Genomic DNA, 15021 nt, shown 5'->3' with positions numbered 1-15021 from the left:
CTTTTTATACTAAATTTCCGTCTCTAAGTGTTAATATCCGATCACATACATCAAGAATTTTCTCGTCATGCGTAATCATAATCGCAGCTTTTTGACTTTCTTTTACTTCTCGTTTCATCATTTCGACAACTTCTCGTCCACGTTTTGAATCAAGGCTTGCGGTTGGTTCATCTGCTAATATTAAATCTGGATTATTCATAAAAGCACGAGCAATCGCAACTCTTTGTCTTTCTCCACCAGATAACTGATGTGGATAGTGATTTTTTCTTTGAGATAGTCCAAATACTGTTAGCAAGTGATTCGCACGTGTTTCAGATTCTTGTCGGTCTTCTTTCCTTAATTTGGAGATGTATAGTAATTGTTCTTTTACATTTAAATAGGGAACAAGATTAGCGAATTGAAAAATGAACCCGATCTTTCTTAACCGAATATCTGTCATTTCTTTTTCTGATAAATGGGTAATATTTTGCTCACCAATGTAAATATTACCTTTTGATGGTGATAATAATGCTCCAGCAATCGATAATAATGTACTTTTTCCTGAACCAGAAGGACCCACAATACCGATGAATTCTCCAGCTTTCACATCAAGTGAAGTTGGATGAAGGGCTGTTACCTCTGTATTTCCTTCGCCGTATACTTTACTAACTCTATCTAGTTTCAATAGCGATGTCATTACATGCCGCCTCCAATTGCCTCTAGTGCATCTACTTTTAATACTTGATATAAGGAAATCAGTGATCCTAGTATACTAATTACAATAAAGATTCCTGCATATTGGCCAATCGTTGTTGTTGTCAATAAGAACGGCATACTTTGGGGCAAAATTCTTTGCAAAATTTCTATAAGTACAATGCTTATTGTCATCGCGCCAACAGACAAGAATAATACTTGTACAACTAACATATTCGCTAAATACGAATTTTTCGTTCCAATAGCTTTTAGTACACCTAATTGCTGTGTTTTTTGTAATGTAATCACATAGAAGAATACACCGATTAAGAGCGTTGCAATTACGAGTAAGAATGCAATAATCATTGTTAATGAGTTTTGTTGCCCTTTATGGCCTGGGATATTTTGAAGAACTTCGTTTTTCTCTATTACATGTGCATTTTTTACTTCCTGATCAGTCCGAATGGCAATTGCGTTGTAATCCTTTTGGATCGACTGTGCAATTTCTCCCCATACATCTTGATTCACATAAACAACAGGTGTGTGACTGAACTTTTGATCTTTTGTAAAGCCAGTAATTTTAAATTCTTTTTTAGAAACTGGATCGATAATCACATCTCCAATATCTATACCTTTTTCTTTAATCGATTCGTCAGCAATCATTTCGTTTTGTGCTGTACCTAATGCATGCCCTTTCACAATCTTTGGTTCCAAAAATGTTTCGCGTTCACTTGCAAATATTGCAATATCAACCTTTTTTGAACTATCCTTCTTTTCATATGTAGAAATTTTCACATGGAATGGTACAGCATCTTTTGCCCCCACTTGCTTTACTACATCATCCACATCTTCTTTCTTAATTTGTGAGCGGAGCAATGAATTTTCCGCATCATTTGCTAACACAAACTTTTTGGCATCCATATTTTGAATGGAAGAGACAGTATTATGCGCTAAACCATTTGCTAATCCAGAAATCACAAGGACTAAAAATGATAATAAAATCATCATAAGTCCAATCAATCCATATTTTAATTTTGATTGCTTTAATTCACGCAGAGCTAAAAACATTCTGCTTGGCCTCCTTATTTATCTCTATTTCTTTCTTCTCTTTTCCTTCTTGTACTTAACATGGTTAATTACCACTGTGCAACAAACAGGAAATAAACAGTAAATATAATCTTGTCATTATTAGATTTAAATCTGTGTATACAACTAAAATTCCTGCGGTAGCTTGAAATATGACAAGGATAAATAAAATGAACTACCCTCGATATATCACTCATTGTTGTTGATAATGACGTGTAGCAAATTCATCATATTTTCTTTTTTTATTACTATCCAAAACACATGTGACTAAAAAGGCATATGTTTATCATATTGGTTTGTTAAAATTTGGACAATGGATATAGTAGTTTTGAAACAAATAATTCACAATTGGAAAGCAATATTAGGACTACTTTCAAGAAAAGAACAAACTGATTATGATCTATATCTTATTTTTCAAGAGCAGATTATATATTTTTGGAATTCAAGTCATTCGCAAACGGATTGAAGCGTTGAGGCAGCAACAATCATAAGTTCCTACTTCAAAACAAGTTAAGCGAGAAATAAAGTGAAACTTTCATCGGTGGGGGGGCTTTATCCCCCACCGATGGTCAGCCCTCACCAATCGGGCCAGATTGGTGAATAAGCTTTTTGAACAGGGAGGATTGTTTAATAAAGGGATTTTAAGAATGATAACCGAATATTGGTTTTATAAAGAAATTTAAGGGGAGTAAAAATATGCAAAAGGTAGTTGAGGGAATTAATTATTGGATAAAAAGATTGCCAGAAGAGTACAACGCTATGTCTGAAAAAGAAGTTTATAATAGACCATTTCCAAATAAATGGTCTAAAAAAGAGATTTTAGGACATCTATGTGACTCTGCGATAAATAATATTGAAAGGTTTATAAAAATTCAATATGAAGAACCAGTGTATGTTATTCAATCTTATAATCAAGACCGATGGGTAATGGTTCAGAATTATCAAGATAGACCACTTGATGAAATAGTAAACCTTTTTCAGATATTAAATAAGCAAATTGTTAATCTTGTTAAGAATATTCCTGAAGAAAAGCTATCCAGCCTTTGTGACATAGGAAATAATCAACATAAGACACTACAGTGGCTTATACAAGATTATTTTGAGCATATGAAACACCATATTCACAATCAAATCTTAATTGAAAAAAATGACTTGTAAATTTAGTTCTTATTCAAGTAAAGGGAGCGATTGTTGAAGATCATAGGTAGAAAATGATCAAACTTTTTTATAAAAGAATGAGTTAATTAAAAATATTAAGAGCGTGTTTTGATCAAAAGATTTAAATAGACTAAACTAATAAGAAGCTAGTATATAAATATTTGATGCATTTTAAAATTTCTGTATATATTATGTATAATATATACAAGAATGTATATTCGTTAAACAGCCTTCCTTGTTCTTGAAATTAAATCAAATAAATAAGCCATTTAGGAGGTGACAATCATTAATGAAACAACAAGAACACGTTATTTTTCGTGAGGTTCAGCGACCACAACAAATTTGGGTATGGATACTCATATTGGGGATCGCCACACTGATGTGGTATGGATTTATTCAACAAATTATCCTTGATACCCCGTTTGGAGATAAACCAGCTCCCAATGGTGTATTAATTGTTTTGTGGTTGTTTTTTGGGATTGCCTTTCCTGTATTAATGCTTGGAGTATTGAAGCTGATCATTGAGGTTCGTGAAAAAGGTCTTTATGTTCGTTTTTTTCCTTTTCATTTTCGATATAAGGAGTACCTTTTCAAAGATATACGTCACTATGAAAGCATTACTTACAGTCCATTAAAACGATTTGGAGGATGGGGAATTCGTTTTAATCTTAAGGGTGAGAAAGCCTATAACATGAATGGAAAGAAAGGTATAGAGTTAAAGTTGAAATATAACACAGTAGTAATCGGCACTCAAAAACCAGACGAATTAAAAAAAGCATTGGACTCGGCACAAAAAGCATAATATGTATCATCCCTTATTTATTATGCATGGATAAGTTATTAAGCTACATCAGTAAAAGAAAAAGGCGTTAGAACCGACCCATCTTTCGAATATTTGAATACGTTCTTCTTGGTCTTTATCCGATTTCAAACTAATAATATCCCAAAAGTTTTCTTCTGTTATCTCAACTAATTTTAGATTCATTCTTCTCCTCTTTTCTTGATAGTAAAAAGCTCCTCCCGTATAAGAAGGAGCTTCTCAACATTAAGCCGACTGTCTCTTCGCCTTTTCAAGCAAACTAGCTAAAATATGCGTACGATATGACTCTAGTTTTTTACCTTCATAAGTACGGATACCTAATTTTTTTAACTCGTGTACGTACCAACCTTTGCTACCGAAATGCATATGATCGCTTCCTTTCTTGTTTAGAGTAATTCTGATTGTATTTTTTGTGAAATGATGAATTTCCATAGGAAAGTGGTTAACTTCTTTGTTAAAGACATATATACTAGAAGTAGTATATATTGAGGTGGACTGAACAGCGTGATTATTGAAAAACACGAAATTCAAATTGATCAGATTACGAGTGGAAAGGTCAATATTTTTACGTTTTATCGTAATAAGAAGCAAATTGACCACCAATTTTTACAATTGCAGGAGCCTTCTCTGACTGCGAACTATTTTTTTCATTTTCATCTAGATGCGGAAAGCTTGCGTCTCTTGCATGAAGAGTTTCCAAGTATTTATCCGTACAATCCAAAAGAGAGCATTCAGCTGTGGACGGATAAAATGAAGGATGAGTTAAAGCGCCTTATTCAAACAGGTATGTGGAATAAGCGCGTTCGATTTGGGAATCGAATTGTAGAAGTTGTGTTTCTGTGGTGTGAAGAAGATATAGTGTGAAAAAGAAGCGCTGTGACGCTTCTTTTTTTAGCGCTGGAATAAGACAAGCTTTCCGCTTGAAGATGTGCAGCGGTGCGTGTGCTCATACAATTGTTTTTCTCGTAAAAGGGTTTCGCCCTTTGATTTTGCTTCTGCTTCTGTCACAGCCTCAAATGATTCGTCTAGTACTTTGGAACCGTCTTTTTCGAAAACTGTTAGTGTGTATACGCCCATGAAAATTCCCTCCAAAAAATAATCAGAATGTTATAACTATTGTGTCATAAAATGGGCAATTATGCAAAAGAAATATGTGACATTATTTGTAAGGATTAAGATAGCTTTTGTATCTATTTTGATTTTTAAGAAAAAAGGAAGATCCAGAAGACGTTTTCGGGCACCTTTGTTTAAGCTATGTTTATGGTAACTGAGTAGCTACGTTAAATTTATGTTTAACAGTTTGGACGTAAAAAGGTATAATTTTAAAGGGATGCCTTTACAAACAGGGAAAAATTTTCATGAAAAAGGGGTAATAAGACTAGATGCTAATAGGGATCATATGTTTAATTTTAGGAATAGATTTAATTTGGTGGAGTAAAGGGAATTTATGGTTATTAATACCTGGTATTCTATTTACAGCTGTGGGTGCCATATTAATCGTGACGTTTATTAGGTTGAAAAAAGAGGTAAGAAAATCACAGAAGAATAGTTAGAAGTTATATAAATGCAAAAGTGAAACTTCCATTAGTGGAAGTTTTTTTTGCAAGATTTCACTAATTGAGTTTTCCTTTAGTTTATGAATTTATCCGTCTATCATGTTGGAATTATTCACAAAAAAGGAACTAATTTTTCAATCAAACAATTAGTTCCTCTTTTCTTATTCAAGAAATAGAATATGATTTAACTCAAATCTTTAAGTAGATTATTTTCCCATGGAACAACACTCAATAGAGTTTTTTTATAATTAAACAAGCGCAATACGGAATTAATACTATACTTATCTTTATTCCTGAATTCTATATCATTTGCGTTAAAGTGGCTGCCGATACGAAAGGCGTTAAAATACTCGTGCCAATCTGAATAAGAATGTTGTGAAAGTCGTGCAGCCTGTATCATAAAGTTCTTTGCTTCTTGTTTTGATAAATAACCGAGTCTTCTACCGATCCGACATAAACAAATGCACCATGCATAATCAAACGCTGCAATTCCGGAATCCGTCAAAATATGTAATCCGTAATTAGCAATATAAAGTTTTTCATAGTCAAGATGGTCTTTCGATAATTGCTTTCGCGCTGTCTCGGAAAGGGGAGTCAATTGAAGGCGCATACGATTAAACTCCTGCCGTGTTCCTTCTTCTAAAAACCAAATGATTTTCTCTTTTAACTCCGTCGAATTTTCAATCTTCCATGTCCATAACACGTTCTTCAAAAAACGTTTCCCAATAAGGCGGTCTCTGATAAGGGTGAATTCATATTGGGTAAAGTAGTTTGTAAGATAAACACACTCCAAACAAACGGAAGACAAACAGCGGAAATATAGTTCGAGCTGTTTCTCTTGTTTTCTTTTATATAAAATAGGCATTCTGTCTCCTCCTTATGCCAATGTTTTAAGCCTTATGAATTTCCATGCTTCCCAAATAAGAGGGAGTAGGAGAAGTAATGCATATTTAGATGGCAATGGGGTTAAGACAATAAGAATCATAAAGACAAAATAAACCCAGGTGCGGCTAATAAATATAAATAATAAGTATAGCGCATAGTGAATAATAAACTTCATATTTATTTCTTGTTTCTGTCTCTTCTCTGGAATTTCAGTGTGAACTTGAACGCTGTATGAACGAAATTCTAAGCGTTCCGGATAACGATTTATTACATCCAGCGCCCTAGCGGCTACAGTTTCTATATCACCTGATTCGAACGAATATTTCACTAATAAGAACTGTGCGTCCATATGCTCCGGCTGAACCGAAAGTAGATGCTCACAGTCCTTGATAGCATTGGTAATTTGGCCGCGGCTATAATAAATTTCAGCGCGGTACAGTAAACCATCCGGATTATCTGGATCAATAGAAAGTAAGTCGTTAAAGGATTGTAGCGCACGCTCTTTATTTTCTATACGTAAATAATAAACACCTCGCATGCGTAAAAGTTCAGGGTCTTCTTGATAAAGATCGTATGCAGAATCCAACGAACTCTTTGCTGCTTCTAAGTTATTGTTCATAAGTGCATGCTGGGCTTTTTCACGTAAGTATAAATATGCTTCAAAATATAAATCGTCACTTTTCTTGAAAATATCGTAACGCATTTCTCCTGCGCCGCTAATTCTTTCTAGTAAAAATTGTACTGTTTCTTCACCATATTCAAACTGTAATTCCTCTGTTTGTTCACTAAAGCGAAAAACTTTGTCGATAAGTTCCCAAATCGAACTAGAGAAATGGTAATGATATTCTAAAAAATCTATTAATCTATCTCGAATCACTTCGGCATATTCTACATTCCATATTACATCGGAACTTAATAAATCTTCCCAATTTTTTAGTTCTATTCGTGCAAAAAAATCGTCATACAGTGTCTCGACTTTTTCCATAAATGCGTGAACAGGATGCTCTGAAACGAGAGTGGAAGCAAGTTCAGAGTTATTGTCAATCCAAGTAGGGAATACGTGATTGACGTATGGATCTTCTTCGTTTTTATCTGTTTCTTCTGATTGAATGAGAGATTCTGCCTGCATTTGTTTTGCGTCTTTTATTGCCTTATCAAACGCTTCTCTTAGCCGCTGATATCCTTCTGGGTCATCTTCTGGATGGTGGACTTTTAGAAGTTTTGCGTAAGCTTTTTTGATAGCTGCAACATCGCCAGTAGGTTCAATCTCTAATGTTTTCCAAATGCTCATTAATGAGTAATCCACCTTTCTATACTTTCTAAATGCTCTTTCAATGCAATAGCAGCCTCCTTAATTTTTTTATCATTTTGTGAAGTGAGCACAGTTTCGAATTGCTGTAACAAGATGGAAACTTTCTTACGTTCGTCACCGAGTAACTCTTCATAGAGGCGTTCGCCTTTTGCGAGCAACAAGCGATTTTCAGTTCGGTCGCGGGGATGAATTTTAATTTCTTTCAATTCTAGTAGTCTAGCTTCAATTTCTTTTTCTGTAAGATTTCCGGCATTTTGTTGGATAATTGCTCGTTTTTTCTCTCCAGTTGTTGTACTTATTACCTCGACTTCGAGAATACCGTTAATGTCATATGTATAACGAATGTCAATTGCCTCTTGTCCGGCAGGAGCAGGAGGGACTTTAATTTTGAGTTCGCCAAGTTTTAAGTTATTCTTAACTAAGCGGTTTTCTCCCTGATAAACATCGACAAGTATGGATTGTTGTCTATCATTGATCGTATAAAGTCGTTCCACTCGGCTTACTGGAATCGGTGTATTTCGTTCAATAATCGGGAAGAAGTATCCCGATTCTATTCGTCCATTTCCTAACTCTTGAACAACACTAGTTCCTAACGTATATGGACAAACGTCCGTTAAGATAACTTCTTCTAGCGCTTTGTTTCGTTCTTTTAAAGCAACTTGAATCGCAGCACCTAAAGCAACTGTTTCATCAGGATTAATATTTGCATAAGGCATACGTCCAAAAATTTTAGCAATGACGGATTTGATAAGCGGCATTCTTGTCGCTCCGCCAATTAGAATTACAGCATCTAAATCATTGGGATTTAACGACGCATCACGAAGTGCCCGTTCAATAGGATAGCGAAGCCGTAAAAGAAGCGGGGTTACTATTTTTTCAAATTCATTTCTGTTAATATGAGTTTCATATGTCTCATTATGAATCGTAACTCTCATACTTGCGCTATGTTCATCACATAGTGTGAGCTTACATCGTTCTGCTTGCGTATAAATTAACGATCGAGTTTTCGAATCAAGTGAATTAAAGTCAAGTTGGTGTGACTCTAAGAAATAGGACATTAAGCTTTTTGTGAAGTCTTCGCCTCCAAGGTAATTATCGCCGGCGATGGATTTAACATCCATTACTCCTTCAAATAATTCCAAAATGGAAACATCGAATGTACCACCACCTAAATCAAATACAAGGAATTTTGTTTCTGTTGCCTCCTGGCATAGTCCGTAAGCGATCGCAGCAGCTGTTGGTTCGCTAATGAGTCGTTCAACTTTTAATCCGGCAATTTCCGCAGCACGTTTCGTGGCTTTGCGCTGAGCATCATTGAAATAAGCAGGTACGCTAATTACAGCACCGGTAACCGGTTCATTTAAATATGCTTCTGCATCTTGTTTTAAAGACTTAATGACAAAAGATGAAAGTTCTTCAGAAGAAAAAGTATACACACCTAATTCATATTTTTTCTCTGTTCCCATAAATCGTTTAAACGTTGATACTGTAAAATGCGGATGGGTAATCAGCCGTTCTTTTGCAATACGTCCGACTAAAATCTCACCGTTTTCTTCAACGCTGACGACCGATGGCGTAAGATATTCGTTAAGTACATTAGGGATAAGGATTGCACCATCATCTGTCCAATAAGCTACCAAACTATTTGTTGTTCCCAAGTCAATTCCAATCGTTGCCATGCCGATCACCTTTCTTTTTTTCTATATTTTTCTATATTTTACTATATCATTACAGTAGGGGGAAGTATCTAAAAAATAGAATAGAAAAGCTATAATGGGATATTCAAAAAATGTAAAGCAGAGGGAGATTAGGAGTGTAATAGGGGGATAAATCTTTCAAGAACTATATATAGATTACTATGTAATTCCTCAATCATACTATGAAAAAAAGGCAGAAAAGCATTTTTTCTTTATTCGACGAGATATGACAAATCAAAAAAAGTTTTATTTGTTATAATATTTTTGCATAATTAGATAAATGTGGAATTATGAAAGTTGAATAATAATTAAATCGCAAAGGTAATCTCTTTTGATAGAGAACAAAGTAGAACGTAAGGGTAGGGATAGACCAGATGATGGAAGATAATTTTAGAAGAATTCGAGATTTACTGAAGGTTGGCGATGCTGATCAGGCAAGGAAAGAAGCGGAAATGCTTATAAAGGAAGACCCAAAAGACTCTTCCGGATACTTTTGTTTAAGTCATGTTTATTTTTATGGATTTAACGATAAGAATAATGCAAGTAAGTATTTAGAAGAGGCGCTTAAACTGGATCGTTTAAACGAGCAAGAACCTGCGGTAGTTTCAACAACGAAATTATCACCAGAAGAAATTGAACCACAATTAGCAAGTTTTTTGAGCACTGAAGCTGTGTTTGAGAAACAGCTGACGGAAGAAGTAGATGCAGTTGCACAACCACAGTTATCACCGAAAGAACATAAAAAAATTCAATCGGATTCAAAAGCTGAATCTCCGTGGTATAAAAAATGGCAAATCTATATAGTCATTACGTTGTCTATTACTCTCGTTTATCGTGCTGGAAAATTATATAACGTTTATCATAAATCAAATGAAAATTCGATGCCAAATATAAGACAAGAAGAGAAGAAGGTTATTACTGAGTCTGCAGATAACATACTTAAAAAAGGACTACCGAAGAACTTCCATGTGACTATGGCTGTACACACATTCCAATTATTTAAAATAAGTGACTTTAACGAGAATTTGCTTCGTACAAATGTATCCGATCAGTATGTACCAATTGTCATGGAAAAGGCTGGGCAACCAAGTGTAGAGAAATTAAAGAATTCACAGCCTGCTAGAATTTATGAAGAAGGAACAAATACATATTTATCGGTGAAAAGTGATGATAGCACCTTTATATTAGAAATAGAAGGGGGGAAAATTAATCATATTTACGGAGAAAACTGGGATGATAGTGAGCAAGAAATGCAAAAATATCATGAATTACTAAATAAGTTGGAAACACAAGGTGTGGAAGCAAACGTAAAAGAAAAAAAAGACTAAAGTATAAGCAGGACAACGTAAATAAAGATAAGCTGGATGTTTTTTTTACATCTGGCTTATTTTTGTTGTTTTAATAAGGACGAGGGCGTCTAGCCGCATCCCCAATTCGAAAAAAAATGTTAAAATAAAGTGAAACTTTACCTACTAGTGGACTGTGAATGAGTGAAAAAACAACAAAAATCATTCTGTTTAGGTGGGCGAGAGGCATAGAAGCGGTCAGGGCCTTTTTTTGGTCACATGCGAAGTTAAAACAAAGAGAGAAAGCGACTAGGCTCTTTTTTTCTGCATAGCAGTAACTTAGATATTGAAAAATCAAAATACATTTAGGCAGTAAGTCCTCCGTTTCAAGATGCAAAGGGAAACGAGAAAGATATGGGGGAGATAGCAAAGCCAGTATGGGTTTGATTGAGCAAAGTATGACGGAGAAAGGACGTTACGTTGTGAAAAAAGTAAAGTTTATTCATGCGGCAGATTTGCATTTGGATAGTCCGTTTAAAGGGATGGAACTGAATGTGCCTATCTTTATATGGGAAAGAATGAAGGAAAGTACGTTTCGTTCGTTTCTACGCATTGTGGATAAAGCGATTCAAGAGCAAGTTGATTTTGTTTTGCTGGCGGGTGATTTGTATGATGCAGAGACGAGAAGTTTACGGGCGCAGGTGTTTGTTCGTGAGCAAATGAAGCGTTTGGCGCAGTATGATATTCGGGTATATGTGATTCACGGCAATCATGATCATTTAGGCGGAAGCTGGACGGCAATTGAGTTTCCGAGTAATGTACATATTTTTACAGAGCCTTATATAGAAGAAAAATCATTTTATAAAAACGGGGAGCTGCTCGCCTCTATTTATGGATTTAGTTATCAGCAACAAGCTGTGACGGATAATATGACAGAGCAATATAAAAAGATGACAGGAGCACCGTTTCATATCGGTATGCTGCATGGAAGTGTGGAAGGAGATGCGGAGCATAATCGGTATGCACCGTTTCAAATTCGTGAGTTGAAGGAGAAAGGATTTGATTACTGGGCGCTTGGTCACATACATAAACGTGAAGTGTTAGCAGAAGAACCATGCATTGTATATCCTGGCAATATTCAAGGGCGGCACCGAAAGGAAACGGGAGAGAAAGGTGCGTATGTTGTTTCTTTGTCTTCGCAAGGGACAAAACTAACATTTTTTAGTACGAATGATGTGATTTGGGATGAGGTTTTGATTCCGATTGATGAGTTAGAAACGGTCGATGCTCTTATTAGCGTCTGTACGGAGAGTATGAACGGTGTGCGAAGAGAAGAGGAAGGTTTGCTTGTGACGATGACGTTTACAGGACAAGGTCCGCTCGCTGCTTATTTGCGTGATGAGAAGCGTGTAGAAGAAATTCTTCATATTGTCTCATCTGGTGAGGAGCGCGGTAATTTTGTACATGTTGTGAAATGGAAAAATGAAACGATTTCGTTTGCGGAAATTGAGAAGTTGAAGAACGAGAACCATTTTATCGGGAATGTGCTGCAGGAGCTTGAATCGTTCTCGAGTATGGATGAGGTGCTACGGACAATTTGGACTTCACCTGTTGCGAGGAAGGTACTTCATTCATTTTCTGAGGAAGAAAAGAAAGAGATTCAAAAGGGCGCCGAGAATATTATTTTAGAGCAATTACTAGAGCAAGAAAGGAGTAAGGGATGAGAGTTGAGAATCTTCATATTTACGGATATGGAAAATTAGAAAATGCCCAGCTGAACCTTTCTATGCTTACCGTATTGTACGGAGAAAACGAGGCGGGGAAATCGACGATTCGTTCGTTTATGAAGAGCATTTTATTTGGTTTTCCAACAAGAGGGCAGCGTCGTTATGAGCCGAAGGAAGGCGGGAAATACGGCGGTGCAATCACGATTTACACCGAAGAGTACGGACGAATAAAAATTGAACGTCTTCCGAAAACGGCGACCGGGGAAGTGACGGTGTATTTTGCGGATGGAAAAACAGGCGGTGAGGAAGTTTTAAAGCAGCTACTAAACGGAATGAATGAGCAGTTGTTTGATTCGGTGTTTTCTTTTGACATGCATGGTTTGCAAAATATTCACCATATCGGCGCGGGAGATATTGGCAACTATTTATTTTCAGCGAGTGCAGTTGGCAGCGATGGGTTATTGCGCCTAGAAAAAATGCTGGAGAAAGAAATGGAGCAGCGCTTTAAGCCAAATGGCCGCAAGCCGGAAATTAATGTGGCGCTGCAGGATTTGAAAAAACTGCAAGATCAGCTCGCAGATTGGCAAGGGAAAATTGCCGCGTATGAAGAGCTTGTCGGTAAGAAAAAGAGTATGGAAGAGCGCCTTTCTATTATTCGCACCGAGCAGCAAGAAGCGGGGAAACGAAAGCAAGATTATGAAGTGCTAGAAGCGTTGCAGCCGCTCTTTTTAGAAAAGCGTACGTGTGAACGTTTTTTAGAACAACATGCAGAGCATACGTTTCCAGTTGATGGTTTGCAGCGTTATGAAGGGATAAAAGTACGGCTTGAACCGCTTCAGCTCCAAGAAGAGGGACTGAAAAAGAAATTAGCTGGTGCACAGTCTGAAATAGAAGCATTGCAAGTAAATGAAGAATTGCTTCAACAAGATATGTACGTAGAAGAGCTTCGTCTGCAGCATATGTCTTATGAAGCAGCATTGCAAGAAGTGCGGGATTTGACGGGGCGCATTTTACATATCGAAGAAGAAATACAAGATTTGCAGCAGCAAATCGGATCGGCATTTGCGCGTGAGGACGTTCTTTCTTTCAATGTGAGCTTAGCGATGAAGGAAACGATTACGCAAATGGCGCAGCAAGCAAAAGAGTTAGAAAAGCGTAAAGGGCAGTTAGATGCACGGTTTAAAACAGTGCAGGAGCAGTTAGAGGAACAAGAGGAAGCGGTGAAAAAGCTGCAGTCGCAAACATTGCCAGACCGGGAGCGGGAGACATATTTGCCAAAAGTGCAAAGTGCCGCGTCTCGTCAGAAGCGAAATCAAACTGCACCGCAGATGAATAAAACGGCGCTGATTTTATTCACTATGGACGTTTTGCTGCTATTTGCTGGTGTTCTTATGGATAATCGTAAGTTGTTGTTTGCAGGGGTCTTTTTGTTAATTGGCCTTGTTGTTTTTTATGTGATGTATATGAAAGGGTCAGGTGAACAGGAAGGAAATGAAGCGCTTGAACTTCAGTATCGTCTTGAGAAAGATGCTGAAGTGCGGAAGTTATTAGAGCGTGAGGAATTTAAGTTGAAGCAAATTGAGCGCGGGTATGAACGTGTTCTTTCTGAATATGACGAGTGGGAACGTGATTTGTTTGGCGTGAACGAACAGGTAAAATTGTATAAAGAGACGTATGCATTGCCAAATCATTTTACGCACGCTCACATATTGCCGGCGTTTGAACGGATTGAAAAGATGCAGCAATTGTACCGCGAGTTAGCAAAGCTGCAAGAGAGAAAAGAAATACAGGGAGACATGATTTCTCAATTTGAACATAAACTAATGAAGCTAACGGTTGTTACAGAAAGAAGTGTCGATACACCGTCGTTATTTTTGTATGGTTTAAGTAAAGATGTGCAGAAAGAAAAGGAAAAGCAATTGCAGAAAAAGCAGCTGGTAGAAAAGACTATGGCATGGGAAGAAGAGTATACGTCAGCGCAGCAGCAGATTCTTCATCTATTAGAAGAGCGTCAGCAGCTTTGGGACATTGCTGCGGCAACTGATGAAGAGGCCTTTTTAACGGCGGCAAAGCAAGCGGAGCAAATTGAAGAGAAACAGCAACAGCTTAATCGGTTAATTCCGCAAATGGACGTATTGGAAGGGCGACTAATGACATCAGCGCTAGAGAGTGGGTATCGTCTAGAAGGATATGAAGAGGAGCGGCAAAAAGAGCAGGGAAAAATAGACGGGCTGATGCGCGAGGAAAAAGAACTGACGCATACACTTGCCGCTCTGCGCCACGATATCGCGCAGTTAGAAGAAGGCCGGACGTATGGTGATGTCCTTCATGAGTGGGAACTGAAAAAATCACAAGTGCGTGAACAGGTGAAAAAGTGGGCCGCATATGCGGCGGCAAAGGCAGTATTAAGCAAAACAAAGAAGTATTATCATGAAGTGCAGCTGCCGCGTATTTTGCAAAAAGCAGAAGCGTATTTTGTATATTTAACAGGCGGAAATTATGTGAAAGTCTTTTCACCAGATGCAGAAGAACCGTTTATTGTAGAACGAAAAGATGGACTGCGTTTTTATAGTCATGAATTAAGCCAAGCGACAGCGGAACAGCTCTATTTATCATTGCGGTTTGCGCTCGCACATACTTTTGAAGGGCAGTATCCGTTTATTATTGATGATAGTTTCGTACATTTTGACGTGCTGCGAACGGAGAGAACCGTGCATCTTATGAAGGAATTAGCAAAAGAACGCCAAGTGATTTTCTTTACTTGTCACAAGCATCTTTTATCTTTCTTTGCAGAAGATGAAATTCAACGATTAACGTAGTAA

The 15021-nt window shown here is 37.0% G+C and carries 14 protein-coding genes; 6 read left to right on the top strand and 8 right to left on the bottom strand.

The annotated features are described in order from the left end of the window. Positions 1–4: 4 nt before the first annotated feature. Both AB1280_RS12840 and AB1280_RS12835 read right to left on the bottom strand, forming a co-directional pair. The gene (locus AB1280_RS12840) at positions 5–676 is read right to left on the bottom strand and encodes an ABC transporter ATP-binding protein (RefSeq protein WP_429756039.1); all 672 of its coding nucleotides are present in this window, start codon (positions 674–676) and stop codon (positions 5–7) included. After that, complete coding sequence (locus AB1280_RS12835) at positions 676–1740, bottom strand: ABC transporter permease (RefSeq protein ID WP_429756038.1); 1065 nt, start codon at positions 1738–1740, stop codon at positions 676–678. The genes AB1280_RS12840 and AB1280_RS12835 overlap by 1 nt, the downstream gene beginning before the upstream one ends. Positions 1741–2454: 714 nt before the next feature. Here AB1280_RS12835 and AB1280_RS12830 point away from each other — a divergent pair. Then, the gene (locus AB1280_RS12830) at positions 2455–2916 is read left to right on the top strand and encodes a DinB family protein (protein ID WP_429756037.1); all 462 of its coding nucleotides are present in this window, start codon (positions 2455–2457) and stop codon (positions 2914–2916) included. 289 nt (positions 2917–3205) lie between these two features. Next, a complete protein-coding gene (locus tag AB1280_RS12825; RefSeq protein ID WP_429756036.1) occupies positions 3206–3718 on the top strand; it encodes a DUF6141 family protein in 513 nt (170 codons plus the stop codon). A gap of 48 nt (positions 3719–3766) precedes the next feature. Here the strand turns inward: AB1280_RS12825 and AB1280_RS12820 are convergent, their stop codons facing one another. Both AB1280_RS12820 and AB1280_RS12815 read right to left on the bottom strand, forming a co-directional pair. After that, positions 3767–3901: a hypothetical protein gene (locus AB1280_RS12820; protein ID WP_429756035.1), complete on the bottom strand. Its 135-nt coding sequence runs from the start codon at positions 3899–3901 to the stop codon at positions 3767–3769. Positions 3902–3961: 60 nt separating this feature from the next. After that, a complete protein-coding gene (locus AB1280_RS12815; RefSeq protein ID WP_251226897.1) occupies positions 3962–4102 on the bottom strand; it encodes a YflJ family protein in 141 nt (46 codons plus the stop codon). A 138-nt stretch (positions 4103–4240) separates the two neighbouring features. On the opposite strand from AB1280_RS12815, the gene AB1280_RS12810 reads away from it, so the two are divergent. Next, the gene (locus AB1280_RS12810; RefSeq protein WP_272187059.1) at positions 4241–4600 is read left to right on the top strand and encodes a hypothetical protein; all 360 of its coding nucleotides are present in this window, start codon (positions 4241–4243) and stop codon (positions 4598–4600) included. A 27-nt stretch (positions 4601–4627) separates the two neighbouring features. Here AB1280_RS12810 and AB1280_RS12805 read toward each other — a convergent pair whose 3' ends face one another. The 4 genes from AB1280_RS12805 to AB1280_RS12790 all read right to left on the bottom strand — a co-directional run bounded on the left by AB1280_RS12805 (position 4628) and on the right by AB1280_RS12790 (position 9168). Continuing rightward, positions 4628–4813 (bottom strand): YhzD family protein, encoded by a 186-nt coding sequence (locus tag AB1280_RS12805; protein WP_429756034.1) that lies wholly within the window; start codon positions 4811–4813, stop codon positions 4628–4630. A gap of 663 nt (positions 4814–5476) precedes the next feature. After that, a complete protein-coding gene (locus AB1280_RS12800; protein ID WP_429756033.1) occupies positions 5477–6157 on the bottom strand; it encodes a DUF1266 domain-containing protein in 681 nt (226 codons plus the stop codon). Positions 6158–6169: 12 nt separating this feature from the next. Continuing rightward, the gene (locus AB1280_RS12795) at positions 6170–7468 is read right to left on the bottom strand and encodes a tetratricopeptide repeat protein (protein ID WP_429756032.1); all 1299 of its coding nucleotides are present in this window, start codon (positions 7466–7468) and stop codon (positions 6170–6172) included. Next, positions 7468–9168: a molecular chaperone HscC gene (locus tag AB1280_RS12790; protein ID WP_429756031.1), complete on the bottom strand. Its 1701-nt coding sequence runs from the start codon at positions 9166–9168 to the stop codon at positions 7468–7470. The genes AB1280_RS12795 and AB1280_RS12790 overlap by 1 nt, the downstream gene beginning before the upstream one ends. 392 nt (positions 9169–9560) lie before the next feature. On the opposite strand from AB1280_RS12790, the gene AB1280_RS12785 reads away from it, so the two are divergent. The 3 genes from AB1280_RS12785 (at position 9561) to AB1280_RS12775 (ending at position 15018) form a co-directional block, all read left to right on the top strand. Further along, a complete protein-coding gene (locus AB1280_RS12785; RefSeq protein WP_429756030.1) occupies positions 9561–10514 on the top strand; it encodes a tetratricopeptide repeat protein in 954 nt (317 codons plus the stop codon). Positions 10515–10954: 440 nt separating this feature from the next. Further along, positions 10955–12196 carry a metallophosphoesterase family protein gene (locus tag AB1280_RS12780; protein ID WP_429757338.1) on the top strand — a complete coding sequence of 414 codons (1242 nt, stop codon included), beginning with the start codon at positions 10955–10957 and terminating at the stop codon, positions 12194–12196. Next, a complete protein-coding gene (locus AB1280_RS12775; RefSeq protein WP_429756029.1) occupies positions 12193–15018 on the top strand; it encodes an AAA family ATPase in 2826 nt (941 codons plus the stop codon). The genes AB1280_RS12780 and AB1280_RS12775 overlap by 4 nt, the downstream gene beginning before the upstream one ends. Positions 15019–15021: the final 3 nt, after the last annotated feature.

It is taken from the genome of Bacillus sp. S10(2024) (assembly GCF_050473865.1).
Lineage (GTDB): Bacteria > Bacillota > Bacilli > Bacillales > Bacillaceae_G > Bacillus_A.
The sequence above is the reverse complement of the archived record's forward strand: the minus strand, read 5'-3'. Positions and strand labels throughout refer to the sequence as shown.

Bases quoted from the DNA above. Each gene is read 5' to 3' on its own strand.
- AB1280_RS12840 (WP_429756039.1), bottom strand. From the start codon at position 676: ATGACATCGCTATTGAAACTAGATAGAGTTAGTAAAGTATACGGCGAA.
- AB1280_RS12835 (WP_429756038.1), bottom strand. From the start codon at position 1,740: ATGTTTTTAGCTCTGCGTGAATTAAAGCAATCAAAATTAAAATATGGA.
- AB1280_RS12830 (WP_429756037.1), top strand. From the start codon at position 2,455: ATGCAAAAGGTAGTTGAGGGAATTAATTATTGGATAAAAAGATTGCCA.
- AB1280_RS12825 (WP_429756036.1), top strand. From the start codon at position 3,206: ATGAAACAACAAGAACACGTTATTTTTCGTGAGGTTCAGCGACCACAA.
- AB1280_RS12820 (WP_429756035.1), bottom strand. From the start codon at position 3,901: ATGAATCTAAAATTAGTTGAGATAACAGAAGAAAACTTTTGGGATATT.
- AB1280_RS12815 (WP_251226897.1), bottom strand. From the start codon at position 4,102: ATGCATTTCGGTAGCAAAGGTTGGTACGTACACGAGTTAAAAAAATTA.
- AB1280_RS12805 (WP_429756034.1), bottom strand. From the start codon at position 4,813: ATGGGCGTATACACACTAACAGTTTTCGAAAAAGACGGTTCCAAAGTA.
- AB1280_RS12800 (WP_429756033.1), bottom strand. From the start codon at position 6,157: ATGCCTATTTTATATAAAAGAAAACAAGAGAAACAGCTCGAACTATAT.
- AB1280_RS12795 (WP_429756032.1), bottom strand. From the start codon at position 7,468: ATGAGCATTTGGAAAACATTAGAGATTGAACCTACTGGCGATGTTGCA.
- AB1280_RS12790 (WP_429756031.1), bottom strand. From the start codon at position 9,168: ATGGCAACGATTGGAATTGACTTGGGAACAACAAATAGTTTGGTAGCT.
- AB1280_RS12785 (WP_429756030.1), top strand. From the start codon at position 9,561: ATGATGGAAGATAATTTTAGAAGAATTCGAGATTTACTGAAGGTTGGC.
- AB1280_RS12775 (WP_429756029.1), top strand. From the start codon at position 12,193: ATGAGAGTTGAGAATCTTCATATTTACGGATATGGAAAATTAGAAAAT.